Source organism: Vibrio sp. KUL80, assembly GCF_059725495.1.
The window spans coordinates 190,942-212,755 of record NZ_AP045842.1; the positions used below are offsets into that span (position 1 = coordinate 190,942).

At 45.8% G+C, this 21,814-nt stretch carries 26 protein-coding genes; 10 read left to right on the forward strand and 16 right to left on the reverse strand.

Translation table 11 applies throughout. From position 1 onward, the window contains the following. Positions 1 to 3: 3 nt before the first annotated feature. A complete protein-coding gene (gene aptA, locus AC6I8U_RS17440; protein WP_498019675.1) occupies positions 4 to 1,341 on the reverse strand; it encodes an omega-aminotransferase AptA in 1,338 nt (445 codons plus the stop codon). A 295-nt stretch (positions 1,342 to 1,636) separates the two neighbouring features. On the opposite strand from aptA, the gene AC6I8U_RS17445 reads away from it, so the two are divergent. Then, positions 1,637 to 2,179: a cupin domain-containing protein gene (locus tag AC6I8U_RS17445; RefSeq protein ID WP_498019676.1), complete on the forward strand. Its 543-nt coding sequence runs from the start codon at positions 1,637 to 1,639 to the stop codon at positions 2,177 to 2,179. 14 nt (positions 2,180 to 2,193) lie between these two features. Then, complete coding sequence (locus tag AC6I8U_RS17450; protein ID WP_498019079.1) at positions 2,194 to 3,681, forward strand: aldehyde dehydrogenase; 1,488 nt, start codon at positions 2,194 to 2,196, stop codon at positions 3,679 to 3,681. Positions 3,682 to 3,779: 98 nt separating this feature from the next. Here AC6I8U_RS17450 and AC6I8U_RS17455 read toward each other — a convergent pair whose 3' ends face one another. The 8 genes from AC6I8U_RS17455 to AC6I8U_RS17490 all read right to left on the reverse strand — a co-directional run bounded on the left by AC6I8U_RS17455 (position 3,780) and on the right by AC6I8U_RS17490 (position 7,703). Continuing rightward, the gene (locus AC6I8U_RS17455; protein ID WP_498019080.1) at positions 3,780 to 4,454 is read right to left on the reverse strand and encodes a M15 family metallopeptidase; all 675 of its coding nucleotides are present in this window, start codon (positions 4,452 to 4,454) and stop codon (positions 3,780 to 3,782) included. A 48-nt stretch (positions 4,455 to 4,502) separates the two neighbouring features. Then, a complete protein-coding gene (locus tag AC6I8U_RS17460; protein ID WP_498019081.1) occupies positions 4,503 to 4,994 on the reverse strand; it encodes a P-loop nucleotide/nucleoside kinase family protein in 492 nt (163 codons plus the stop codon). A gap of 115 nt (positions 4,995 to 5,109) precedes the next feature. Beyond that, on the reverse strand, positions 5,110 to 5,586 hold the full coding sequence (locus AC6I8U_RS17465; RefSeq protein ID WP_498019082.1) for a GNAT family N-acetyltransferase: 477 nt from the start codon (positions 5,584 to 5,586) through the stop codon (positions 5,110 to 5,112). Between the two features lie 20 nt (positions 5,587 to 5,606). After that, the gene (locus AC6I8U_RS17470) at positions 5,607 to 5,885 is read right to left on the reverse strand and encodes a hypothetical protein (protein WP_394151219.1); all 279 of its coding nucleotides are present in this window, start codon (positions 5,883 to 5,885) and stop codon (positions 5,607 to 5,609) included. Positions 5,886 to 5,984: 99 nt separating this feature from the next. After that, positions 5,985 to 6,392, reverse strand: coding sequence for a bleomycin resistance protein (locus AC6I8U_RS17475; protein ID WP_498019677.1), 408 nt, complete (start codon positions 6,390 to 6,392; stop codon positions 5,985 to 5,987). A gap of 92 nt (positions 6,393 to 6,484) precedes the next feature. Continuing rightward, on the reverse strand, positions 6,485 to 6,700 hold the full coding sequence (locus AC6I8U_RS17480; protein ID WP_128650504.1) for a DUF3820 family protein: 216 nt from the start codon (positions 6,698 to 6,700) through the stop codon (positions 6,485 to 6,487). A gap of 10 nt (positions 6,701 to 6,710) precedes the next feature. Next, positions 6,711 to 7,379 (reverse strand): DUF3313 domain-containing protein, encoded by a 669-nt coding sequence (locus tag AC6I8U_RS17485; protein ID WP_498019678.1) that lies wholly within the window; start codon positions 7,377 to 7,379, stop codon positions 6,711 to 6,713. 6 nt (positions 7,380 to 7,385) lie between these two features. Continuing rightward, entirely contained in the window at positions 7,386 to 7,703 is a 318-nt protein-coding gene (locus tag AC6I8U_RS17490) for a cupin domain-containing protein (RefSeq protein ID WP_498019083.1), read from the reverse strand. A gap of 299 nt (positions 7,704 to 8,002) precedes the next feature. Here AC6I8U_RS17490 and AC6I8U_RS17495 point away from each other — a divergent pair, with 299 nt between their 5' ends. Together AC6I8U_RS17495 and AC6I8U_RS17500 are read left to right on the forward strand one after the other, a co-directional pair. After that, complete coding sequence (locus AC6I8U_RS17495; protein WP_498019084.1) at positions 8,003 to 8,620, forward strand: TfoX/Sxy family DNA transformation protein; 618 nt, start codon at positions 8,003 to 8,005, stop codon at positions 8,618 to 8,620. A 464-nt stretch (positions 8,621 to 9,084) separates the two neighbouring features. Continuing rightward, positions 9,085 to 9,591 carry a hypothetical protein gene (locus AC6I8U_RS17500; RefSeq protein ID WP_128650501.1) on the forward strand — a complete coding sequence of 169 codons (507 nt, stop codon included), beginning with the start codon at positions 9,085 to 9,087 and terminating at the stop codon, positions 9,589 to 9,591. 71 nt (positions 9,592 to 9,662) lie between these two features. On the opposite strand, the gene AC6I8U_RS17505 is transcribed toward AC6I8U_RS17500, so the two are convergent. Both AC6I8U_RS17505 and amrS read right to left on the reverse strand, forming a co-directional pair. Next, positions 9,663 to 9,812, reverse strand: a complete 150-nt coding sequence (locus tag AC6I8U_RS17505) for a hypothetical protein (RefSeq protein ID WP_498019085.1) — start codon at positions 9,810 to 9,812, stop codon at positions 9,663 to 9,665. A gap of 137 nt (positions 9,813 to 9,949) precedes the next feature. Continuing rightward, on the reverse strand, positions 9,950 to 11,032 hold the full coding sequence (gene amrS / locus AC6I8U_RS17510; RefSeq protein WP_498019086.1) for an AmmeMemoRadiSam system radical SAM enzyme: 1,083 nt from the start codon (positions 11,030 to 11,032) through the stop codon (positions 9,950 to 9,952). A 69-nt stretch (positions 11,033 to 11,101) separates the two neighbouring features. Between amrS and amrB the strand changes: the two genes are divergently transcribed. The 4 genes from amrB (at position 11,102) to glgC (ending at position 14,766) form a co-directional block, all read left to right on the forward strand. Continuing rightward, entirely contained in the window at positions 11,102 to 11,896 is a 795-nt protein-coding gene (gene amrB / locus AC6I8U_RS17515; protein ID WP_498019087.1) for an AmmeMemoRadiSam system protein B, read from the forward strand. After that, complete coding sequence (gene amrA, locus AC6I8U_RS17520) at positions 11,871 to 12,470, forward strand: AmmeMemoRadiSam system protein A (protein WP_498019088.1); 600 nt, start codon at positions 11,871 to 11,873, stop codon at positions 12,468 to 12,470. Before amrB ends, amrA begins: the two co-directional genes overlap by 26 nt. Positions 12,471 to 12,622: 152 nt before the next feature. After that, entirely contained in the window at positions 12,623 to 13,162 is a 540-nt protein-coding gene (gene idi / locus AC6I8U_RS17525) for an isopentenyl-diphosphate Delta-isomerase (protein ID WP_498019089.1), read from the forward strand. 386 nt (positions 13,163 to 13,548) lie between these two features. Beyond that, on the forward strand, positions 13,549 to 14,766 hold the full coding sequence (gene glgC / locus AC6I8U_RS17530) for a glucose-1-phosphate adenylyltransferase (RefSeq protein ID WP_234496572.1): 1,218 nt from the start codon (positions 13,549 to 13,551) through the stop codon (positions 14,764 to 14,766). Between the two features lie 152 nt (positions 14,767 to 14,918). Here the strand turns inward: glgC and AC6I8U_RS17535 are convergent, their stop codons facing one another. Beyond that, positions 14,919 to 16,355, reverse strand: coding sequence for an IS1182 family transposase (locus AC6I8U_RS17535; RefSeq protein ID WP_498019069.1), 1,437 nt, complete (start codon positions 16,353 to 16,355; stop codon positions 14,919 to 14,921). Positions 16,356 to 16,578: 223 nt separating this feature from the next. On the opposite strand from AC6I8U_RS17535, the gene AC6I8U_RS17540 reads away from it, so the two are divergent. After that, positions 16,579 to 17,193, forward strand: a complete 615-nt coding sequence (locus tag AC6I8U_RS17540; protein WP_498019090.1) for a YMGG-like glycine zipper-containing protein — start codon at positions 16,579 to 16,581, stop codon at positions 17,191 to 17,193. A gap of 124 nt (positions 17,194 to 17,317) precedes the next feature. Further along, complete coding sequence (locus AC6I8U_RS17545) at positions 17,318 to 18,460, forward strand: iron-containing alcohol dehydrogenase (protein ID WP_498019091.1); 1,143 nt, start codon at positions 17,318 to 17,320, stop codon at positions 18,458 to 18,460. A gap of 90 nt (positions 18,461 to 18,550) precedes the next feature. On the opposite strand, the gene AC6I8U_RS17550 is transcribed toward AC6I8U_RS17545, so the two are convergent. Genes AC6I8U_RS17550 through AC6I8U_RS17565 form a run of 4 tightly spaced genes read right to left on the reverse strand, consistent with a single transcriptional unit; the run spans position 18,551 to position 21,810 of the window. Next, entirely contained in the window at positions 18,551 to 19,393 is an 843-nt protein-coding gene (locus tag AC6I8U_RS17550; RefSeq protein ID WP_498019092.1) for a sugar phosphate isomerase/epimerase family protein, read from the reverse strand. After that, positions 19,386 to 20,174, reverse strand: coding sequence for a triose-phosphate isomerase (locus AC6I8U_RS17555; RefSeq protein WP_498019093.1), 789 nt, complete (start codon positions 20,172 to 20,174; stop codon positions 19,386 to 19,388). The genes AC6I8U_RS17550 and AC6I8U_RS17555 overlap by 8 nt, the downstream gene beginning before the upstream one ends. Further along, complete coding sequence (gene dhaL / locus AC6I8U_RS17560) at positions 20,171 to 20,806, reverse strand: dihydroxyacetone kinase subunit DhaL (protein ID WP_498019094.1); 636 nt, start codon at positions 20,804 to 20,806, stop codon at positions 20,171 to 20,173. The genes AC6I8U_RS17555 and dhaL overlap by 4 nt, the downstream gene beginning before the upstream one ends. Then, complete coding sequence (locus AC6I8U_RS17565; RefSeq protein WP_498019095.1) at positions 20,803 to 21,810, reverse strand: dihydroxyacetone kinase subunit DhaK; 1,008 nt, start codon at positions 21,808 to 21,810, stop codon at positions 20,803 to 20,805. Before AC6I8U_RS17565 ends, dhaL begins: the two co-directional genes overlap by 4 nt. Positions 21,811 to 21,814 lie beyond the last annotated feature (4 nt).

Genomic DNA, 21,814 nt, shown 5'->3' on the forward strand with positions numbered 1-21,814 from the left:
GTTTTATTCCTTGTATTCAATATGTTGTAGAACGTCGGCAATAAGTGTAAATAGGTCATCAATATGCTGCTTCTCGATAATCAGCGGTGGTGACAGCGCAATAATGTCGCCAGTCACTCGAATCAACGCCCCTTTCTCGAAACATTTGGTGAAGACTTGGTACGCACGAGAGCCTGGTTTGCCTGCGATACCTTCAAGCTCAATACCTGCAATCAGACCGTAGTTGCGCAGATCTTTAACATGTGGCAAGCCCTTCAAGCTGTGTACCGCTTGCTGCCAGTAATCAGCAAGGTCAGCAGCTCTGGAGAAAAGGTTTTCGTTGCGATAGATATCCAGCGTTGCAAGCCCTGCTGCTGCCGCTACAGGGTGACCTGAATAGGTATAGCCATGGAAGAGCTCAATAGCTTGGCTATCAGGCGATACCATAGCTTGATAGATGTCGTCGCTAACAAATACTGCTCCCATAGGAATTGCGCCATTGGTAAGCCCTTTGGCTGTCGTGATGATGTCAGGTTTCACATCAAATTCTTGAGAAGCAAATGGGCTGCCGATACGACCAAATCCTGTGATCACTTCATCGAAGATAAGCAAGATACCGTTTTGAGTACAAATCTCTCGAAGACGCTTCAAGTAACCTTTTGGCGGCAGAATAACGCCTGTAGACCCCGCAATAGGCTCTACGATCACGGCCGCTATATTGCTTGCATCATGCAGAGTGACAATATTATTTAAGCTTTCTGCCCAGCCAGGGTCATAGTCTGGTAGCCCTTTACTAAAGGCACTGTTTTCGATACTTAATGTATGAGGAAGGTGGTCGACTCCTGTGAGCAGACTACCGAACGTTTTACGATTGTTGACGATCCCGCCTACTGAGATACCACCAAAACCAACGCCATGATAACCACGCTCACGACCAATTAGACGAGTTCGCGTGCCCTGACCGATCGCTCTCTGATAAGCCAGCGCAATTTTTAGCGCAGTATCAACCGATTCAGACCCCGAGTTAGTAAAGAACACACGATTGAGACCGGAAGGCGCGATCTCCGCCAGAGATTCCGCAAGTTTAAATGGCAATGGATGCCCCATTTGGAATGTTGGTGCGAAATCTAACGTGTGAATTTGACTCGCGACGGCCTCACTGATCTCATGTCGTCCATGCCCCGCATTGCAACACCATAGACCTGCGGTGCCATCTAAGATCTTTCTTTTGTCTTCAGAGGTGTAATACATCCCCTCCGCCGACACCAACATCCTTGGTGACGCTTTAAACTGCGAGTTTGCCGTAAACGGCATCCAAAATGCGTCCATATTATTTGCTGACTCATTACCTAGCGAGTCCATGCTTCTCTCGTTCCCGTTATGCATAGTGCACCCCAACGCTCTTTTTAAAGGCCGTATTCTTCAAGGCAACCACACAGCCTTGGTCGTTTCTTTTACTAAACACCACTAAACACTCAGACTGCACAATGTAAATGTAGTGTTATTAAATATTAAGCAAAAATGACTATAGATCGTTCTTTTTAGGTGTGCAATGATTAAATTATAAACATTTCCTGGTTTTTTCTGTTTAGTGAGCTAGGATTGTGTTTAGTTTAATAATCACTTTTACTTTTCAGGGAGCATTCATTCCATGGAAATGGAGATTGGACCAAGATTTAAAGCTCTGCGAGAACGAGCAGGACTCTCTCAGCGTGAGTTGGCAAAGCGTGCGGGCGTGACGAACGGCTTTATCTCTCAAATTGAGAGTAATGCAGTAAGCCCCTCTGTTGCCTCTCTTAGTAAGTTGCTGAGCAAAATCCCCTCTTCAATGGCAGAGTTTTTCGCCATCGATGAGCCTCAGCCCGAACAGTTTTATACTCGTCGCCAAGAACAACCAGAAATCGGCCGAGGTAAAATCAGCTACAGACAGGTAGGTCACTATCATGAAGATCGTCACATCGGCATGCTAAGAGAAACGCTGTCCCCTGGCGCGGATACAGGTAAAGAGATGCTGGCTCACGAGGGACAAGAATGCGGTGTGATAGTGCAAGGCGAACTAGAACTCACTGTCGATGATCAAGTAACCGTATTACTGGAGGGCGACAGCTACTACTTTGACAGTCAGCGCCCTCATCGATTCAGAAACACAACCGATGCTGATTGCGTTATCGTCAGCGCTAACTCCCCGGCAAGCTTTTAAGGAAAGGAAATCACATGGACAATATTACTTGGCACGACAAAGCAGAAGCCTTGAGCTTTCGCACTCAGGCATTTATCAATGGGCATTTTGTCAATTCGGTTTCCGGCGATACATTCGAGATCATTAACCCTGCAACCGGGCACTCGCTTGCACATGTTGCGCGTTGTACCCAAGAAGATGTGGACATTGCAGTGGAAGCGGCTCGACTCGCATTTGAAAGCCGCGTTTGGTGTGGTCTTCCACCAGCGAAACGCAAAAGTATTCTGCTGAACTACGCTAAGCTCATCGACGAACACAAAGAAGACTTCGCTCTGCTTGAGAGCTTAGACATGGGAAAACCGATTTCAGATGCAATGGGATATGACGCACCGGCAACCGCACGCTGCATACAGTGGAATGCCGAAGCCATAGACAAAGTGTACGACGAAGTCGCCCCTGTCACAGAAGATGCGTTGGCTCTAGTCACCCGCGAAGCACTTGGCGTCGTTGCAGCGATTGTGCCGTGGAACTTTCCGACTGTCATGGCGGCGTGGAAAATTGGTCCTGCTCTAGCAACAGGTAACTCAGTCATCGTAAAACCCTCTGAGAAGTCTCCGTTAACGGCCATCCTTCTTGCCGATCTTGCCAAGCAGGCGGGCATTCCCGATGGTGTATTCCAAGTTCTCCCAGGGTTTGGTCATGAAGCAGGACAAGCATTGGCGCTTCATAACGATGTTGACTGCATCACCTTCACAGGCTCTACAGCAGTCGGCAAAAAGCTGCTGTCCTTCGCTGGAGAGTCTAATCTCAAACGTGCCTTTATGGAATGTGGTGGTAAGAGCCCTCACATTGTTCATCATGACGTCAAAGATATGGAAAAGGCAGCCGCAACCGCTGCTTCAGCGATTTGTTACAACCAAGGCGAAGTCTGTACGGCTGGCTCTCGTTTACTTGTCCACTCTTCAATCAAGGAAGAGTTTACGGCGCTACTACTTAAATACATGGCGAAATGGCAACCTAACGATCCGCTCCTAGAAGACACTCGCGTTGGTGCTATCGTCGACGCATCGCAATACGAGCGCGTACTTAGTTATATTGATATCGGTAAGAATGAAGGCGCTACACTCGCGTTTGGTGGTCTGCCAACAATGACTCATACCGATGGTTACTTTATTCAGCCAGCGGTGTTTACCGACGTCACTCCAGACATGAGAATCTTCCAAGAGGAGATCTTTGGACCCGTCCTATGCGTCACCACATTTGATTCCATTGAAGAAGCCATCAAGCTTGCTAACGACAGCGACTATGGACTCGCCGCAGGTGTGTGGACCTCGGATATTTCAACCGCGGTTCGTTGCTCTAGAGCGCTGAGAGCTGGCACTGTCTTCGTCAATAACTGGGACGGAGGTGACATGACGATGCCATTTGGGGGTTATAAGCAGAGTGGTAATGGTCGAGATAAATCGCTTCATGCACTACATAAGTACACGGAAGTAAAATCGACTTGGATTGAGCTGGATTAGTATTTATATAGCTAACTATAAAAGCATTAACGCAAAAAGGTGCTCCCATCGAGCACCTTTTTTTAGCCATTTTCTTGGTTGCTGATCGAGGCGTGAGCTTATATAGCGCTACTTGTGCTCGCATACATTGCATAAGCTTCATGTTTAACGAATGCCCAATATTGATCCCCAAAAGAAAAATGCCACCACTCTCTCGAATAATTCACGAATCCCGCTTTGGACATAACAGAAAACAACATTGCTCTATTTTTCGCTGCTTGCGAGGATAAGTTGGGGGCGTCTGTCTCACACAAGGAGGCCGGGACATGAATCCAGTCTTTTATCTCCATACCAAAGTCTATGACCTTGCCTTCATCATCGACTATCTCCACATCAACTGCGCCACCAGTACTATGTGGAGGTGACAGGATTTCACCTTCAAACGTTTTTGTGGGCGCAACCAGACAGGCGGCGGCGTTGTAGGCCTCTCGCTTTGAGTAACCTGGATTGCTTAATCCAACTCTCACTAATTGCTCTTGGAACAGCGTTTCTTGAAACTCTGGCGAACGATAGCCTTCATAAAGCCTTAATGTCAGACCCGACGGAAGCTCTTTTTGTGCAATGAGGAGCCTTTCTAAAACTCCTCTTCGGACAAAATGGTAACTATCTTTCGTTTCATTACACTCAGGTGGAGGACCATAAGCAAGGTGCCCTTTTACTGACACGAGGTCTTCGAGACAGTCTTTGATAGGAATCGCGGTAACAAGGGAAGATGAAATATCTATATGGGTCAAAGTCGGTTGAACTCCATTTTATTGGTCTTCTGAAAGTCCATTCTCAATTTAATTGGCATAGATAATGTTAATACCCTGCTCTTCGCTGGTGGGGACCTCAAAGTACTGTGTCACATGATGAAATACAGCTTCCTTATCGAACTGGGCGCGCTCTGGTTGCTCAACGCTTCTCTTTTTTATCTGCGCTAAGCACTGCTCATCGGTAACATCTAGATAGTGGATCTCATGCTTACAACCCACTTCATCACTCAAAGCGATAAACCAAGCACGCTGTTTGATCGTGTTTGCTGGGAAGTCCATGACTACGTTTACTCCGAGATTCAGCAGCTTTATCACATATTTTCTGACGAATGGTTTAATTAGGTTTGAGTGAGCAATATAGTCTTCAAACGAGTTTATTTGCGTAGGATAGTGAGCTGCTAACCATTCATCTTCGGAAAGGTAAATCGCGCCTTCTGTCGCAGCAAGAGATTTAGCTAAGGTGGTTTTTCCTGCTCCCATTTTGCCGCAAAAACAGGTCAAGATGCCTTTGTTTTTCATATCTAACCTCCTGTCAAACTCACACTATATCCAATTGAAACTATGTCAAAGATAAACACAAAACTGAGGTTAGTTCTAGCTGTTGGCAATCTATTGTTATTGTTTGAGTAGAGGGTCAGAACTTGGCCACCATCTCCAAAGCAACCCAATATCGACCAAAGATTTTCTCAGAACTTTTTTCTGAAGAGGCAACTTGAAACCCAAGTGATTGATAGAGGGACTTGGCAGCTTCATTATGGTCGAAAACACATAGGCTGAACTCTGAGCAGTTAGTTGCTAACTTTGCTTCTTTGATGAGTAAGCCGACCATCTCTTTTGCCAGTCCTCTTCCTTTGAAAGGATCAAGGATCAATACTCGGCAAATCCTGCACAGAGTGTCACTTGCCCGACGAAATTCGATGAAACCGGCGACCTCACCTTCTACTAGGAAGAGAAACGGGAAAATATCGGGCTTTCCACAATGGTTGGAAATCTGTTCTATAGTCAGCGGAAAATCGTAGGTCGGCCCACCCCATTGATAATTCAAATCAGGTGATGATATCCAAGCAATCAAATCTTGATAGCTTGGAGGTGTGAAAGGTACAAGTTCCATCTTCGTCCCTATAACTATTACTACTCGCCGTTTCTGCGGTGTACTTCTTTCTTATAACTGGACTCTCGGTACAGCCAAAGCGCACAATTCGCTACAAGCATGAGACCTGCAAACAACCCAAAGTTGTTAATCTGACTCAGTAAAAAGACTGCAATGCCTTCTTCTCCAATCGATGAGTATTGGAATACGATGCTAAAAATCATGTAAAACAGCACTGCGGCAAACGTACTTTTGGCGATCCACTTTAGAAACCCCTGTTCACGCTTTTGATGCCAAATTTGGAATACTTTGTCGTTCATAATTCTGCCCTGTTTGGTTAGTCGATACGTGTCATCGTTGGAACAATTTTTCTACCATAACAGATTTTGTCATACAAATTAACAACGCAAGCAACCGCTTCACTGTACGTCTTCACAAAACCTGAAAAGATACCCATCTGGGCTCTGCACGATAAACTGTTCCTGAGTGACGAGTTGACCACTAACTTGATAAGACTTTGCTTCTAAGGGCAGGAAAATAGCCTCGCTGCATATTGATTGGACTCTCGAGTAGAGAACATTGATACCCGTTACATCCCATTGAAAGTTGATACCTCGACCGAACGGCGGTTTAAGCTCTCCTGTCAGCCATTTACGAGAGTTTCCTTCTACTCCCTCTAGCATCAAATCTAGCCCTTCTCGAGTTAGATAGGCAAACTGCTCTTCTGGACGTTGGTACTTGATACTAAAACCTAAAATATCGACAAAGAATATTAAGTTTTCGTCGAGATTTTGGACATATAACTCTGGAACTATTTTCATCGAGATGACTTCCCTGTTTAACTGAGGAACGCTAGCAACTACCTAGGGTTTAATGCATTCAATCTTTGGGTTTCAAACGATAATCTCATATAGTCTGGTTACATTCTCTTCAAAGGTTTGACTACGCTATCTAAGCCTTCGATTTTTAGTGCCAAGCATAACTTAAGCAACTCCCCTAACTCACCATCCGGGAAGCCCTTTTTATCAAACCAAAGTAAATACTCTTCGGGTAGGTCAATTAAAACTCGTCCGGCATACTTACCAAATGGCATTTGCATTCGGGCGAGTTTTACTAAGTTTTCTTTTTGCAGCATTGCGTTACCTTTATTCGCCAGCCGTCGCCAGCGTGTGTCCTAGGCGCTCGACCCACCAGTCGATGGCGTCTTTCGCATCATCGAGGGAGTCTATCATAGTGGTAAAGTCTTTGTTTCCAGATCGTGAGTCGATAGCTGCAATAATTGGTTCGTCCGACATGGAATCCGAAACAAGAAGCTCAATGGTAGCTTTTCCCACATTGGTGTGCTCACCTGTCGTGATCTTAGAGATGGTTGATATCCCAAGCCCCACAGGTAATACACTGCTCGTGACTGCTAAGATGGGATTTGGTGTTTCTACGTTACTTATCGCTATGCTCACGCGAAGAGTCCTTGGGGAAGGCTTGTCTACAATCGACTTAAACTCGCCAAGTTTACTTTTAAGCCCTGAGACTAAATGATCTGTCAGCTCATTGATTTCACTATCACTGAGTTCCGTCTCATCAACAACTACGTACACTCTGTCTAACACGACGCTATCGTATTGAGAGAAAATCTCTCGCAACTGCTCTGGCGTGGATACATCTTGTCTTGCCCATACTAGGTCTACACCACCATCGGGACCCGGAGAGAAATCACTGTACGTTTTAAACTGCGAAGTTTGAGTTTTTTCGGAAGAAGAACAGCCTACTAGCATGAGTAGAGCCGCAGATAACGCAATAAAAAGAAGTCTCATTATTCGTCCTTAATAAAAAATAGCCAACCAAATCGTAGTCGCACCTGAAACCGTTGATTTTACGCGATGTTTAACGTGAGCTGGGATGTTAACGTAATCGCCGACATCAAGAGTAATGGTCTGTCCATCTTCATACTCAAGAACACCCTGCCCTTGGAGCACGGCAACCCACTCATTTTCAACTTGGTCATACCATTCACCGTCGGGTGTTGAGTGACCATCGGAGAGAATCCGCTCTACGCGAATGTTTGACGTCTTAACTATATCCTCAAAAAGCTCATCAGGTAGTTGGTTCGGAATATTGGTAAATAAATTCCCTAACTGCATTGAAATTCTCCTCAACAATTGAGTAAAAGTATACGCTACTAAGAAGCCAAACACATACTTTCCAACTCTTTCAGATAGGAGCCTTTGTTACTGAATTAAAAACAAATTGTTTAGCCTGAAGACTTCCCAATAGTGCGGCAGCGAGTAGAGGAAAACAGCAAAGGTCAGACCCTTAACTGAATTCCATCTCTCATTAATTTGTAACTCATGTTCAAGTTGGAATGATTAATGCTAGGTCTATCACAGATTTGTTTTAAATTTGTCGATTATGGACGCGTTAAGCATTCAAGGAGAGAGATATGATGTTGGAAACTTTTGTAGAGTCTATCGAGGCGCATACGACACTAGACGACATTACCATTCGTTCTGTTTTTGGGGGTAAAGGGGTTCTGTCAGGTGGGGTCATGTTTGCACTAATAAAGGGCGACGAGGTCTACCTTAGGGCAAGCAGTGAGAGTTTAAAGCAAGAATTCATCGATTCTGGTTGCACGCCTTATGAATTTAACTGGCGAGCTCACTCCAGAAACTACCCTAGCCTCTCTAACTACTATTCTGTACCAGACTCAATCAGCCATAGTAAACAGCAGATCGCTTCTTTGTGTGAAGAAGTATGGACCGCAGGCCTGAAAGAAAAAATTAAGAAAGAGACACCAACTCGTATCAAAGATCTGCCGAACATGCAGTACAAAACCGAACGCATGCTTCGAAAAGCGGGAATCACGTCAATTGATGAACTGCGAGAACAAGGCCCCGTCAACGCATACAAAGCCGTTTGCGTCAGCCAAGAGAAGCATCCTGGTGTCAACCTATTGTTTTGTATTGCTGGCGCGCTTGAAGGGATTCACTGGACCATTTTGCCTGAGCTAAAAAGACAATCTCTAACTCATGAAGTCGGCTCAGACTATCTTGCTCATTAAAAAAAAGGCCCTGCTGTAATCCACAGCAGGGCAAACATCAATACAATGTTGGATGTGTGTGTTTAATTGAAAGTGGACAGAACAACTAAATCACGAGATCGATTAAACCATGTGATTGGTACATGTTATAGCTGAGATGTTTATCATTTCATGATGCTTTGTATCTAAGTGTGGCAATGGGCTAATTTCCCGCCAAAATTCGCTACTGTGAAGAAAAAAACAGCTTAATAACATGCATGTTAGTTACGTTGCTCTAATAGGTACCCCCTATTCCCACCTACTACACCATTAAACCCCATTATGGTCATTGATTGCTTTTTAAACACCAATTGATAATTCACGCACTATCTGCGTTCTCCTAAACGGTAACCCTATGGTTGGCAAAAATGTGGTAGTGACCCACTCATCAACTCTCTATAGACTCCGCGCCCAAACTTCTTACAAACACCCTATGAGAGTTAATCATGAATCAAGTATTCAATTCAGCGCACATGACGAAAACGCTAATGCTAACGATCTGGATCGTAGCAGGCACGGTTATCCTTCAAAAACTTGGCATCCACGATAAGTGGCCAGCGTTTTTGGCGCTAATTTTCTTCTTTGAAGCGAAGTTCGACCTATCAAAGCTCAAAAACATCTTTGCTGCAGGTATTGTTGGTATCGCAATGGGTATGTTGATTCCAGCGACACTGAGCACGCTTGCTCCAATGGTTGGCGGCGAAAACGCGTTCTATATTTATGTAGCTGGTGTTGTACTAGTCACCATAGGTATGGGTCCAATCGCCCACTTTGCGTTCAGCTACATTACCTTTGCCTACGTAGTAATGTGTATCCTTCACAAAGACCACGTAGTTGAGCATGGTTTCTCTTGGATGGCGGTAGCGTTACTGGGTGGTGCAATGTACATCGCAGGTGTAACAGCAATCGCTAAATTCTTAGAAAAGCGCGCTTTAACAGCACAGCAAGCTTAAGAAAATTAGACAGCCCCGTCAGAAGTCGTGCTCTGACGGGGCTTTTTTAATTTCGTTTTTTTGGTGTTTAGCTAAAGAACACGCTCCACTTGAACCGTTGCCAGTTCAAATCCTTCTTCTTCCTCAACCCAGCACTCAACTAGCTCGCCTTCTAGTTCAAGCTTGTCACAGTCTTCAAGTACACCAAAACGTCCGTTAGTTAGCATTACGACTACGTCCATGTTTATCTCCTAGTCTGGTTTGTCCCTTTGATTTCTAAGTTAGTCAGTTCTAAAGTCAGTTTCAACACTTTGCGACTAAAGTATTACTACGAATATCATCCTTGAGACTTATCAGTTCAACATCACAAAAATTCATCTCATTGAGCAACTTGGATCGGTATACGCCGACGCCCAAACGGCTTATCGATGTGGGCGAATCGTCCTGCCAGTTGATAGCCACAATGTAGACATTTTCCCGCGCTCGACAATGAACACGAACCCAACTCATACCAATTTCGGCTTAAAACGTTTTGTCCGCAATTCGGACAGTACGTACTGCTACATTGCTCATTATGGACATTACCAACATAGACATAATGAAGGCCGTTTCTTTTCGCTATGTGCCGCGCGTTCACCAATGTGTTTGTGGGTGTTCGAACCGTATCCATCATCTTAAAATCTGGATGGAAGGCGCTAAAATGAAGTGGGACGTCTGGCCCTAGATGCTCAAAGATCCATTGAGTCATTGCTTCTAATTCTGCTTCACTTTCGTTCTCCCCAGGGATGAGCAGCGTTGTGATTTCAAACCAAACATCAGTTTCACGCTTCAAGTACATCAATGTTTCGAGCACTGGTGCCAACTCGCCACCACAGATCTTTTTATAAAAACGTTCGCTGAAGGCTTTCAGGTCAATATTGGCGCCATCAATTACCGAGAAAAACTGCTCTCTTGGTTTCTCATTCATGTAACCCGCCGAAACAGCAACCGTATGGACGTTGACTTCGCGGCAGGCTATCGCGGTATCGACCGCGTATTCCATGAAAATGACAGGATCGTTGTAAGTAAATGCAATACTATCGCAGTGATTTGAGAGTGCAGATTGGGCGATTTGTTCGGGGCTTGCTTGCTGCCCTAGTGTATCTATCTGCCGTGACTTACTAATGCTCCAATTTTGGCAAAACTTACAACCCAAGTTACATCCAGCAGTGCCGAACGACAAAACCGAACTCCCTGGATAGAAATGATTCAGTGGTTTTTTCTCTACTGGATCGATGCAGAACCCACTCGAACGCCCGTATGTGGTCAGTACAATCTCCCCGTGTTCTGCTTTTCGAACAAAACACGCGCCAAGCTTTCCCTCTCGTAGCGTGCATAAACGGGGACACACAGTGCACTGTACTCTGCCGTCATCCAGCTTCTGCCAGTATTTGGTTGGATAATAGGGTTTAAGTTGGCTCATCTCACACCTTAAAAGTGGATAGATTCTATACTTGCTAAGTATAGACAGCATGAAACTTCTGGAGGCGACATGGATGTGCTACCGACTGCCGTCGCTGGGCAATTCTATTACGGTGACCCTAATAAGTTACAGACACATATTTCTCAGTTAATGGCTTCTGCCTCCTCAGAGGGAAACCATCATTCCGAAGAAGCGATAAGCGGACTGATTGTTCCTCACGCTGGTTATGTCTTTTCTGGGCACACTGCAGCCTTTGCTTATCAATTACTCAAAGAGCAAAATGAACAATTTTCGCGCGCTATCATCATTGGACCTAGCCATAGAGTCGCTTTTTCAGGTTGCGCGATTCCAAGTGTTAAGTACTTCGATACCCCTTTGGGAAAAGTGCCTTTAGATACACAAGCTCTCGATAGACTGTCTGAAAACGACGTTTGCACGGTTAACGATCTTGCACATAAAAATGAGCACTGCCTAGAAGTACAACTGCCCTTTTTGCTCAAGTGTTTGAAGCGTTTTAGCGTCGTTCCAATTCTCACCGGCAATGTCGATATGGTGAGCGTAGCGAAGCTTGTGGAACCTCTCTGGGACACCAATACTCTACTTCTTATCAGCTCTGATCTGAGTCATTTTCTCAGCTACGACGACTGCGTTGTTCGAGATAATAATAGCTGCTCAAAAATTGAAAGCGGGCTCCCCCTGACAGGTCACGAGGCATGTGGGCACACAAGTATCAATGCTGCCAATCTAATTATTAATAAACGAAACCGTCGATTGACTCGGTTGTCTCTCACCAACTCGGGAGACAGCCCTCACGGCGATAAACAAAGGGTGGTAGGCTATGTCAGCTACGCAATATCAAGATAAAACGCTAACCAATACAGAACTATCTCGATTACTTGATATGGTAGAAATAACCGTAGGCTGTTATCTCGCAGAAGAGCCTTTACCAAAAGTCAGGCTTGAGGATCATCCAGAAGCTATCAGAGAAAAAGGTGCTTGCTTTGTCACCTTGCACGTCGATGACCAACTCCAAGGGTGCATCGGGACGACAGTCCCGCAAGTGCCTCTCGTTCTCGAGGTCATGCGAAAAGCGTGGGCAAGCTGCTGCCAAGACAAACGATTTTTACCCCTGCAGAAGTCTCAAGTAGATGGGCTAGAAATTGAAGTCTCTGTACTGACTGAACCTCAAACACTCGATGTAGCCTCAGAATCTGCTTTAATCGACTATCTCAAACACAACAAATCTGGATTGACGCTTTCTGATGGCAAAAAAGGTGCTCTATTTCTCCCACAAGTATGGGAACAACTCCCAAGCCCGATCCATTTCTTACAACACTTAAAGCAAAAAGCAGGTTGGCACCCTACGTATTGGCCAGAGGATATTTCGGTGAAAGTCTTTGATGTTCAAAAATTAAGCCGAAAGTATCGGAGAATGTAGACGATCTTACTTATTTTCTAGTAAGGGTTTTATTAAACGTGCGAAAAAAAACTTTGGTGGTATGATTCGCGCTCACAACAGGAGTTGAGTGAACCCCTAACATTGGTAAAGCGTACATGGGATGTCGCAAATACCAAAATATGAGAGTACCTATGCTTGAAGATCTCGTTGTTGTTGTAGATAAATTCGGAAACCCTATTGGAACAGAGGATAAACTCGACGCACATAGAATGGGCTTTCGACACCTCGCCTTTTCGGTCATGATTTATCGTTATAACGATGGTCAACTCGAGTTCCTGATGCAAAAGCGCGCAGCAAATAAGTACCATAGCGGTGGACTATGGAGCAACACATGCTGCTCTCACCCGCGCCCAGATGAAAAGATCCTTGCAGCCTCTGCACGTCGTCTAGATGAAGAGCTGGGTATTCGTGACTCACTTGTGCTGGAAGACATCGGTACAATCAGCTACCGCACCAAATTTGATAACGGCTTAACGGAAAACGAGCTAGACCACATCGTTATTGCAGAGAGCAACACCGTTGAACTAGACGTCAACGACAAAGAAGCTGAAGCATGTGAATGGCAATCTAAACAAGCGATAGCTGAGCACCTAGCTAAAACACCGCAAGCGTACACCGCATGGTTTAAGCTCGTTTTTGATAAAGTTAACCAACACCTCGCCGAGAAATAACTCTCGCGGTTAAAATCCCATTCGATTAAGTTCATCCTCGCACCTATTGACTTCCTATCACTAGGTGCGAGGCTCCAAACTATACTGCATTTACAATGTAAAACGCCTTTATACATAGCCTAAAGAGAAGCTTTTGACTACTTTCTGGCCACGCGTGTAACTTTGTGTTTCTAAACGATGTTTCGTCAACATTGCACCAACATGAATCATAAGCAGTGACTGAGCACAATAAACGTGCGCATGCTCAAATTCTATCACCATTTTGGTGCAATCGTGTTTATTCCTCCTACCCTCTCCTTTGATATTCAATATGTTAGGGTCTGGCGTGTTTCTTGAAAGGAAATTACCTAGACTATTCAAATTGCACAATTTCAGGGAGAAATAAGATGCAAGACGTTCTTACTATTGTCCTAGCTGGAGGCATGGGCTCTCGGTTAAGCCCCCTAACCGATGATAGAGCTAAGCCAGCGGTTCCATTCGGTGGAAAATACCGGATTATTGATTTCACGCTTACTAACTGTTTGCACTCAGGGCTGAGACAAATTCTGGTACTGACTCAATATAAATCGCATTCACTTCACAAGCATATCCGTGATGGCTGGTCGATCTTTAATCCCGAGCTCAAAGAATTTATCACTGTGGTCCCCCCACAGATGAGAAAAGGCGGCGCTTGGTACGAAGGAACGGCAGATGCGATTTATCACAACATGTGGCTACTCTCCCGCAGCGATGCGAAACATGTCGTTGTGCTGTCTGGCGATCACATCTATCGCATGGACTACGAAGCTATGGTTCAAGAACACAAAGAGTCTGGCGCTAAACTCACCGTTGCGTGCATGGATGTTCCCCGTGAAGAAGCCACTGCTTTTGGTGTTATGGAGATCAATGACAAAAACCAAGTTGTTGATTTTAATGAAAAACCCGAAGACCCTGCTTGTATGCCCACGGATGCGAGTCGCTCCTTGGTGTCAATGGGTATTTATGTTTTCGAAATGGAAGCACTCCAACAAGCGTTAGAACAAGATGCAGAGCTTGATAGCTCTAGTCATGACTTTGGCAAAGACATCATTCCTAAGCTCATTGATAGCCAAGGTGTTTACGCTTACAACTTTGGTGACGAAAAAGGCCGAGTTGCGCGCGATTGTTATTGGCGTGATGTAGGGACTATCGATTCCTTCTATGAAGCCAACATGGATTTGTTGGAGCCTGTTCCACCCATGAACCTGTATCAGGAAAACTGGGGGATTCGAACCTATGAGCCTCAACTGCCACCAGCGAGAACCGTACCTTCAGCGACTGGTAATGAGGGGATCTTTATCAACTCGATTATTGCCAATGGTGTTGTGAACTCGGGCGGTTCAGTGCACCACTCTATTCTCTCGTCTAACGTACGTATCAATGACGGTGCAACTATTGCGGATAGCATTATTTTTGGCGATGTAACGGTCGGCGAGAACTGCCAACTAGCGAACTGTATCATTGACAAACACGTTGTTATTCCAGATGGCACTATCATTGGTTTGAACCCAACTGAGGATGCGGCTCGATTCCATATCTCAGAAAAAGGTATTGTCGTGATACCTGAAGGATATGTGTTTGACTAGCTGACTCTCTTCTCCCCCGAAAGATATAGTTGCTCCTTGAATAAAACAATAGCCGCTCCCTAAAGAGCGGCTCAGACTGCTGACGAACCCCACTTTTCGAAGTGGGGTTCTCTTTTATGAGCGGCCGTAGGCCGCGATCGCGATATTTTTGGTCATGCCAAGTTTAGAAAAGCACAATGCTTAATTTGGTATCTAGACGCCATAATTTGACGTATTTGGGACATATTTAGCCCTATTTTTCGTAAATAGCTCACCACCAACGCTATCTTCTTGATGTTTTGAGCGGCAGCAGCCAGCCAACACTGCATCTGCACTTTGGATAATCCACGGAAGCGGGCATAACGGTGACCATGGTGCTGCTTAGCGTCGGCGAAGCTCCGCTCTACCGTCTCACTTCTTCGTCTGTATGTCTTTTTTCCATAAGGTGAGAGCCGCATTTGGTTTGCTCTATCCACCGCGTCTGTATAGATGTGTCTTGTAATGACTTTCTTCATGTTTTTACTTTGCGTACAGTCATCTCGCATTGGGCAGAGAGCACACTCTTTCGGGTCGGAGTGATACTCACGATACGCATCTCTAGACGTTGTTTTATAGATGAGCTCTTGACCGTTAGGACAGCGGTAACTGTCTCGCTCTTTGCTGTAGATAAAGTGTTTTTTCTTGAATGCATTCTTTGTTCTGGACGGTCTGCGATAACCGAACACGCCCAAGATATTTCGACGCTCTAATGACTCAGCGACTGGCGCAGTGAAGTAGCCCGCATCGAGTCCAACGGCGATTGGATTAAGGTTAAATTGCTTTAGGGTAGAGTCCAGACGCTTAACATAAGGTTGAGAGTCATTGATATTACCTGCAGTGACATGGGTATCTAAGATAATGCCATGCTGCCCATCCACTGTACGGTGGTCGAGATAGAAGAAGCCTTGAGGCTTATTATCTCGAGTCATGAAGCCACTTTCCGGGTCGGTCGTACTTGTTTTTGTATTCTTAGTTTTAGGCTCTGAGGCACGTGCTTTTAAAGGTTTCTTACCCTCTTTCTCTCGGTCTAGCGCGACATCTTCATCGAGCATATCAAGATAGGCACTGGCGCGAACCTTAGTCACTTTGTTCGTGTGCTTATTCTTATTGGCATTGGCTTTTAGGTGCGTGCTGTCAGTAAAGAGCTCCTGGCCAGCAACCAAGCCTTTCGCCATAGCCTGCTCCACGACATTGATAAAGATACGTTCAAACACATCGGTACCATTAAAGCGGCGAATACGGTTTTGGCTGAGTGTCGACGCATGGATAACTTTCTCTGTCAGTGACATACGCAAGAACCATCGATACGCGACATTGACTTCAATCTCTTTCACGAGTTGTCGCTCGCTTTTGATTCCGAAGAGATAGCCAAGCAGGATGATTTTAAACAGGCGCACAGGGTCAACAGGTGGGCGACCGTTGTCTTTACAGTAGAGGTGAGCGACTTCATCACGGATAAATTCGAAGTCGATGGCTTTATCTATTTTACGAACTAAATGATTCTGAGGAACGAGCTGTTCCATAGTGACCATTTCGAGTTCATATTGTTGAGGTGAAGGCTCTTGAAGCATATTGAGATATCCATATTTCGATACCTCTATTAGATCAAAGGTCTAGCCTGATGGCTAGACCTTTGTCAGCAATCTGAGCCGCTCCCTAAAGAGCGGCTGCTTCAATTGTAGGTCTAACGCTAATTTGTTGCACCGTGACCCAAATTTCTCACATTACTCGCATACTTTCGAAAATATGGTCCTATAATTCTTTTAATACAGTCAGTTACATAGGAAGTAAACTATGAAGTTAAAGTCGTTTTTGGCTACTGCAATTGCTGCGAGCCTCTTGGTTGGGTGCGGAGCTAACACCACGCAAGGCGCTGCTGAGGGGGCCGCGGTTGGTGCAGTATCGGCGGGCATGCTTGGTGCACTAACCGACCTTATTGTCGATGGTGAGGTTGATACTTACCGTCTTAGCCGAAATGTCACCGCAGGTGCACTAGCAGGTGGTACAGCGGGCGCTATCGACGGTTATTCAAAAGACCAACAAGTAGAGGCTCAACAAGCGGCTCAATCGGCACCGCCGGCTCCCTCTAAGCCAGCTTTAGAATTCGGACCAGATGTTGAAACGTCTATCGGTGCGCTTGTCTCTTGCCAGCATGATGATGCGTATCGAGCAGCGCTAAAAGCAGAACAAGCGTCTCAGCAATCTTATAAAGAAGCAGGCGTCGCAATGCAGGCTCTCATAGACTATGACCGAGGAAACACCCAAGGGGTCGATCGCGCCGTTGATAAATACGTGAAATTGAGCTCCACCATGAACGATGCCAACCAGGCAAAAACTCAACTAGAAGCTCTGCACAAAGAACTGCAGCAAGAGCGTGAAATCGCCGGTTCAGCACCAACCTGCGGATAATCCTTCCAATTATGGGTCAGGTTTACCTTGAAGCCTGATCCATTCGCCCCAAGTATAAGTAAGAGCAATCGAACCGATTTCGATCCATTCGCATAATCGATAATACGATACATGAGGCAATGTCATGAAATTCAGCTATGTAAACCCTACTGTTATTCATTTTGGTCAAGGTCAAATTGAGCAAATTAGTCATAGCATCCCCAAAGATTCAAAAGTACTAGTCATCTACGGTGGTGGCTCCATTAAGAAGAATGGCGTGTACGACCAAGTTGTCGCTGCGCTCAAAGATCATCAATGGTTAGAGTTTTCAGGAGTAGAAGCAAACCCAACCAAAGAAACCCTCGATAAAGCCATCGAGATAGTTAAATCCGAGAACATCAATTATCTACTCGCCGTCGGTGGTGGTAGCGTCATTGACGGAACCAAATACGTCGCCGCAGCCTCTCTACACGACGGAGACAGCTGGGATCTCATTACTGGTAAGTACAAACCAGAGTCTGCCCTTCCATTGGGTGTGGTTCTCACGCTCCCGGCAACGGGCTCAGAATCAAATATGGGGGCGGTCGTGACTAAAAAAGCAACGCAAGAAAAGCTCGGCTTTTTGTCTCCAACCGTTCGTCCCGCGTTCGCTGTACTTGACCCAGATGCAATGAAAACCCTCCCGGAGCGCCAGCTGATCAATGGTCTCGTCGACGCATGGGTTCACGTTTGTGAACAGTACATTACGTCTCCAACAGGACATATGGTTCAAGAAGGTTACGCCGAAGTATTGTTGAGAAATCTTCTCGAGCTTGGCAAAGCATTCGAGCAAAGAGACGATGCATGGCGTGCGAACTTGATGTGGACAGCTAACCAAGCGCTAAATGGACTCATCGGCACAGGTATGCCTCAAGACTGGGCTACTCACATGATTGGTCATCAGTTAACGGCGCTATGGGATGTCGACCACGCGCGCTCGCTTGCTATCATTCAGCCTTCGCTACTCAGAAGCCAAATGGAGTTTAAGAAAGGCAAGATTGAACAGATGGGTCGCAACGTGTTTGGGCTAACAGATAGCGACGATCTTGCAGAGCGCACGATTCAAGCGATTGAGGCTTTCTACGCGAGTTTGAATGTCGATACTCAGCTTTCAGAGGTGCAAGGTGACAAATCTGAAGCCGTAGACGCAGTTATCAAGAAGCTCGAGGACTATGGCTACCTCAAACTTGGCGAAAACCAAGCAATTAGTATTGACGTATCACGTCGTATCCTAGAACAAGCCCTATAAGAGCAGTTCTACGACTTAGATAAACTTAATACCTTAGGTGCGCAAACCAAAACGGCTTGCGCACCTATTCTTTCTAAATTCGAGTTCGTACTAAATTCGAGCGCGGACAAACTCAATGGAAGAGCACAACCTCATCTCAATGTCTTGAATCGATAGCACTGTGTCCCTTGGCTTCAGCCTAGTTGAACCATCCACTAACCGCTCTAAGGAGTATGGTGATTCAATACTGAAAAAAGGCATGCTTTCCTGTTGATAGGCGACGTCAAAAAGCGCGTCATAGCGACCTGCACCATCACCAACTTCACAACATTGCCAAGCATCACCAGACTGAATTAAATCCTTAATATGGATGTGTTCCGCTACTTCAAGACTAGCAATGGAATGTTCCAGCACATCAAGCTCTGGACGATGAGACAAAAAATTACCTGGATCGAAATTTATTCCAACAACCGAGCTGTCTACTTGCTCAATAAACGCATCAAAATCATCGGCATCATTGAGTAAATAAGAGCGTGTATCCCCAACATTTTCTATCAGTATTTTAATACCGGATAACTTAGCAAGATCGAATGCTGCCCTAGCCTCGTTATAGAACTGAAGCCACGTTGTATCTCTTGGCGCATATAAGACTAACCTTGGACAAGCGAGCGTACAGCAGAGCTGGACACGCCTTAACAACCGCTCTTTGCAGTTGCCTAGGTTCATCTCACAGTGAGCAGCAAAAGAGGTACACTGCATACCTTTTTGATCAAGGCTGCTTTTTACCCACTCGGCCAATTCAATAGTGATATCAGACTCTACCAGATCGTGTACCGCTCCTTTAATCAGAGCCAGCTCAATGTTTTTTATCCCAATGCGATGTAATGACTCTATCGCTTGGTCAAGCGTATACCCCGAGTAAGCAACGGTACTGACTGAGAAGTTATCAAGCATAAGCTTGCTCCTCGATGACCTCCGTCACCAGTTGGATTAACCTCGCAAATCCCTCAGGTTGCCAAGCCGTTCGACCAACAAACAAACCATCGATATTCGGTTGTCTCAACAGCATCTTGGCATTGTGGATGTTTACGCTCCCACCATAAAGAAGTGGAACAGATTGTGCGATCTTGGAGCCATAAAGTGTCATCAGCCCAGACCTTATCGCAGCAAGACCAGTTTCTGCTTCTTCTGTCGATGCAGGCGTACCATTCTCGCCAATTGCCCATACAGGCTCATAGGCGATAAGTACTTTAGTCACTTGCTCAACGGAAACACCGTGCAGTGCAATCTTTACCTGCCGCACGATAGACTCCGCTGATACTCCCCAACACTTTTCATCTGCAGTGTCCCCAACACAAATTAATGGTCTTAGACCTGTATTGAGTGACAGGATCACTTTTTTATTGACCGTCGCGTCTGTCTCACCGAACCACTCTCGGCGCTCTGAATGTCCGATCTCCACAAGGGATGCGCCTATGTCTTTCGCCATATCCACAGACACTTCCCCTGTATATGGTCCACTGCTCGCCCAGCCCACATTCTGGACACCCGCTAAGCATCGGATCTCACTAAGTGCCGTTTCAACTTGCTTTACATAAGGAAACGGAGGTATGAGAAAAGTCTGCAGGTCAGCGCTAAGATTTGAAAGATACGGTTTTATCAGCTGACAGTATCTGCCCACCTCATCGTGAGTTTTGTTCATTTTCCAGCTAGAGCCCAACCAGACCTTTTTCATGCGGGCTCTCCCTCTACAATCGACGCTTCCATAAACTCCAAAATCAGTGACATTGAAATTGCTCCAGGGTCTGGGTATCCCAGTGAGCGTTCGCCTAATGTTTTGGCTTTACCTGTCGTAGCAATCATAGACTTGGTTGCTTCAACGCCCTGCTTAGATGCCTCTACAATGAGTGGCATTGATTCGTTCAACGGCAAATGCGACAACTCATTGGCTTTTCGAGCTGCAGGAGCAAGAGCATCGATCATCGTTTTCGCGCCTTCATCCGCGCCGCCTCGCTTACGAATGCCTTCTAGGCCAGCTGCCAAGAACTCAGCAACGACAGGGGTCGTCAGTTCGGGTTCACCAGCCACAGCCTTTCCGCCATTTCGGAACAAGGTACCGAAGATCGCTCCTGATGCTCCGCCCATAGTGGTCAAGAGTTTAGTGCCAACTTTGGTCAAAACATCACCCACATTACTAGCTTCAAATCCTTGATCAATCATGTCATAGACGTTTTGAAAGCCGCGTTCTATACCTAGGCCATGATCACCATCGCCAATTGCTTGATCCACCTTAGTCAGTAGTGGCTCACTCTTGACCATATTTAAGGACATAGTTTTCAACATCTGTTTCGTTTCTTGACTGTTCATAGTGACTTCCTCAATGCGAATGACTGACAAGGTGCCTGATAAAGAGACTTCAGTTGCTCATCAAGCTTGAGTAGAGAGATAGACCAACCCGACATCTCTAACGAGGTGCAGTAACCACCTATCAGGTTATCCACCACGGATACATTTTTCTGACTCAAATAATGATGAACTGCTCGGTTGGCGATAAGCAGTTCCATCTGAGTCGATGCGCCGAGGTTGTTAATGAGTAACGCTACCTCGTCGCCTTCTTTAAGTTCAGCCTCATGCTCTAGTTTGGTCATCACTTCAAAGACCACATCATCAGCACTTGAGAGCTTGGATTTGCCAACACCTGGTTCGCCATGCAGGCCCATTCCTATCTCGATTTCATCGTCTGAGATCTGAAAATTGAAACCCTCGTTTCTAGGTATTGCGCAAGGACCGAGCGCGACGCCAATCGAACTCGTCGATCGAAGCGCATGCTCTCCCACCTCGACGACTTGCTCAAAACTGTCTCCACGAGCGGCAGCAGCACCGGCAACTTTGAGAACGAACAGGGCACCTGCAATGCCTCGGCGCTCTTTACTGTTGTCAATCGGAGCGGAAATAACATCGTCGTTGATGCGAATCGTGTGAGTTCGAACCCCTTCGTCCTCCAGTAGCTCTGCAGCAATATCGAAATTCATGTTGTCACCAGCGTAGTTACCGTAGATAAACACCACGCCATTCTCTGGATTCAGTGCCAAAGCTGTTTCGAAGATCGCATCAGGGGTCGGGGCAGCAAACACGTCACCAATAGCGACCGCATCCGCTAACCCTTCGCCCACATAGCCGCCATACATCGGCTCGTGACCGGCACCACCACCAGTAAACACGGCTACCTTGCCGTTCAGAGGTGCTTTGCGAATGGCGCAGGTGTGATTTGAGATAGGCTCAAGATCACGACTCATCGCAGCCATAAACCCTTCAAATTGCTCACGAGCAACCGCGTTTCTGTCATTAATCAGTTTCTTTGGTTTTCTCATTATC

Bases quoted from the DNA above. Each gene is read 5' to 3' on its own strand.
- aptA (WP_498019675.1), bottom strand. From the start codon at position 1,341: ATGGACTCGCTAGGTAATGAGTCAGCAAATAATATGGACGCATTTTGG.
- AC6I8U_RS17445 (WP_498019676.1), top strand. From the start codon at position 1,637: ATGGAGATTGGACCAAGATTTAAAGCTCTGCGAGAACGAGCAGGACTC.
- AC6I8U_RS17450 (WP_498019079.1), top strand. From the start codon at position 2,194: ATGGACAATATTACTTGGCACGACAAAGCAGAAGCCTTGAGCTTTCGC.
- AC6I8U_RS17460 (WP_498019081.1), bottom strand. From the start codon at position 4,994: ATGAAAAACAAAGGCATCTTGACCTGTTTTTGCGGCAAAATGGGAGCA.
- AC6I8U_RS17465 (WP_498019082.1), bottom strand. From the start codon at position 5,586: ATGGAACTTGTACCTTTCACACCTCCAAGCTATCAAGATTTGATTGCT.
- AC6I8U_RS17470 (WP_394151219.1), bottom strand. From the start codon at position 5,885: ATGAACGACAAAGTATTCCAAATTTGGCATCAAAAGCGTGAACAGGGG.
- AC6I8U_RS17480 (WP_128650504.1), bottom strand. From the start codon at position 6,700: ATGCTGCAAAAAGAAAACTTAGTAAAACTCGCCCGAATGCAAATGCCA.
- AC6I8U_RS17490 (WP_498019083.1), bottom strand. From the start codon at position 7,703: ATGCAGTTAGGGAATTTATTTACCAATATTCCGAACCAACTACCTGAT.
- AC6I8U_RS17495 (WP_498019084.1), top strand. From the start codon at position 8,003: ATGATGTTGGAAACTTTTGTAGAGTCTATCGAGGCGCATACGACACTA.
- AC6I8U_RS17500 (WP_128650501.1), top strand. From the start codon at position 9,085: ATGAATCAAGTATTCAATTCAGCGCACATGACGAAAACGCTAATGCTA.
- AC6I8U_RS17505 (WP_498019085.1), bottom strand. From the start codon at position 9,812: ATGGACGTAGTCGTAATGCTAACTAACGGACGTTTTGGTGTACTTGAA.
- amrS (WP_498019086.1), bottom strand. From the start codon at position 11,032: ATGAGCCAACTTAAACCCTATTATCCAACCAAATACTGGCAGAAGCTG.
- amrB (WP_498019087.1), top strand. From the start codon at position 11,102: ATGGATGTGCTACCGACTGCCGTCGCTGGGCAATTCTATTACGGTGAC.
- amrA (WP_498019088.1), top strand. From the start codon at position 11,871: ATGTCAGCTACGCAATATCAAGATAAAACGCTAACCAATACAGAACTA.
- idi (WP_498019089.1), top strand. From the start codon at position 12,623: ATGCTTGAAGATCTCGTTGTTGTTGTAGATAAATTCGGAAACCCTATT.
- glgC (WP_234496572.1), top strand. From the start codon at position 13,549: ATGCAAGACGTTCTTACTATTGTCCTAGCTGGAGGCATGGGCTCTCGG.
- AC6I8U_RS17535 (WP_498019069.1), bottom strand. From the start codon at position 16,355: ATGCTTCAAGAGCCTTCACCTCAACAATATGAACTCGAAATGGTCACT.
- AC6I8U_RS17540 (WP_498019090.1), top strand. From the start codon at position 16,579: ATGAAGTTAAAGTCGTTTTTGGCTACTGCAATTGCTGCGAGCCTCTTG.
- AC6I8U_RS17545 (WP_498019091.1), top strand. From the start codon at position 17,318: ATGAAATTCAGCTATGTAAACCCTACTGTTATTCATTTTGGTCAAGGT.
- AC6I8U_RS17550 (WP_498019092.1), bottom strand. From the start codon at position 19,393: ATGCTTGATAACTTCTCAGTCAGTACCGTTGCTTACTCGGGGTATACG.
- AC6I8U_RS17555 (WP_498019093.1), bottom strand. From the start codon at position 20,174: ATGAAAAAGGTCTGGTTGGGCTCTAGCTGGAAAATGAACAAAACTCAC.
- dhaL (WP_498019094.1), bottom strand. From the start codon at position 20,806: ATGAACAGTCAAGAAACGAAACAGATGTTGAAAACTATGTCCTTAAAT.
- AC6I8U_RS17565 (WP_498019095.1), bottom strand. From the start codon at position 21,810: ATGAGAAAACCAAAGAAACTGATTAATGACAGAAACGCGGTTGCTCGT.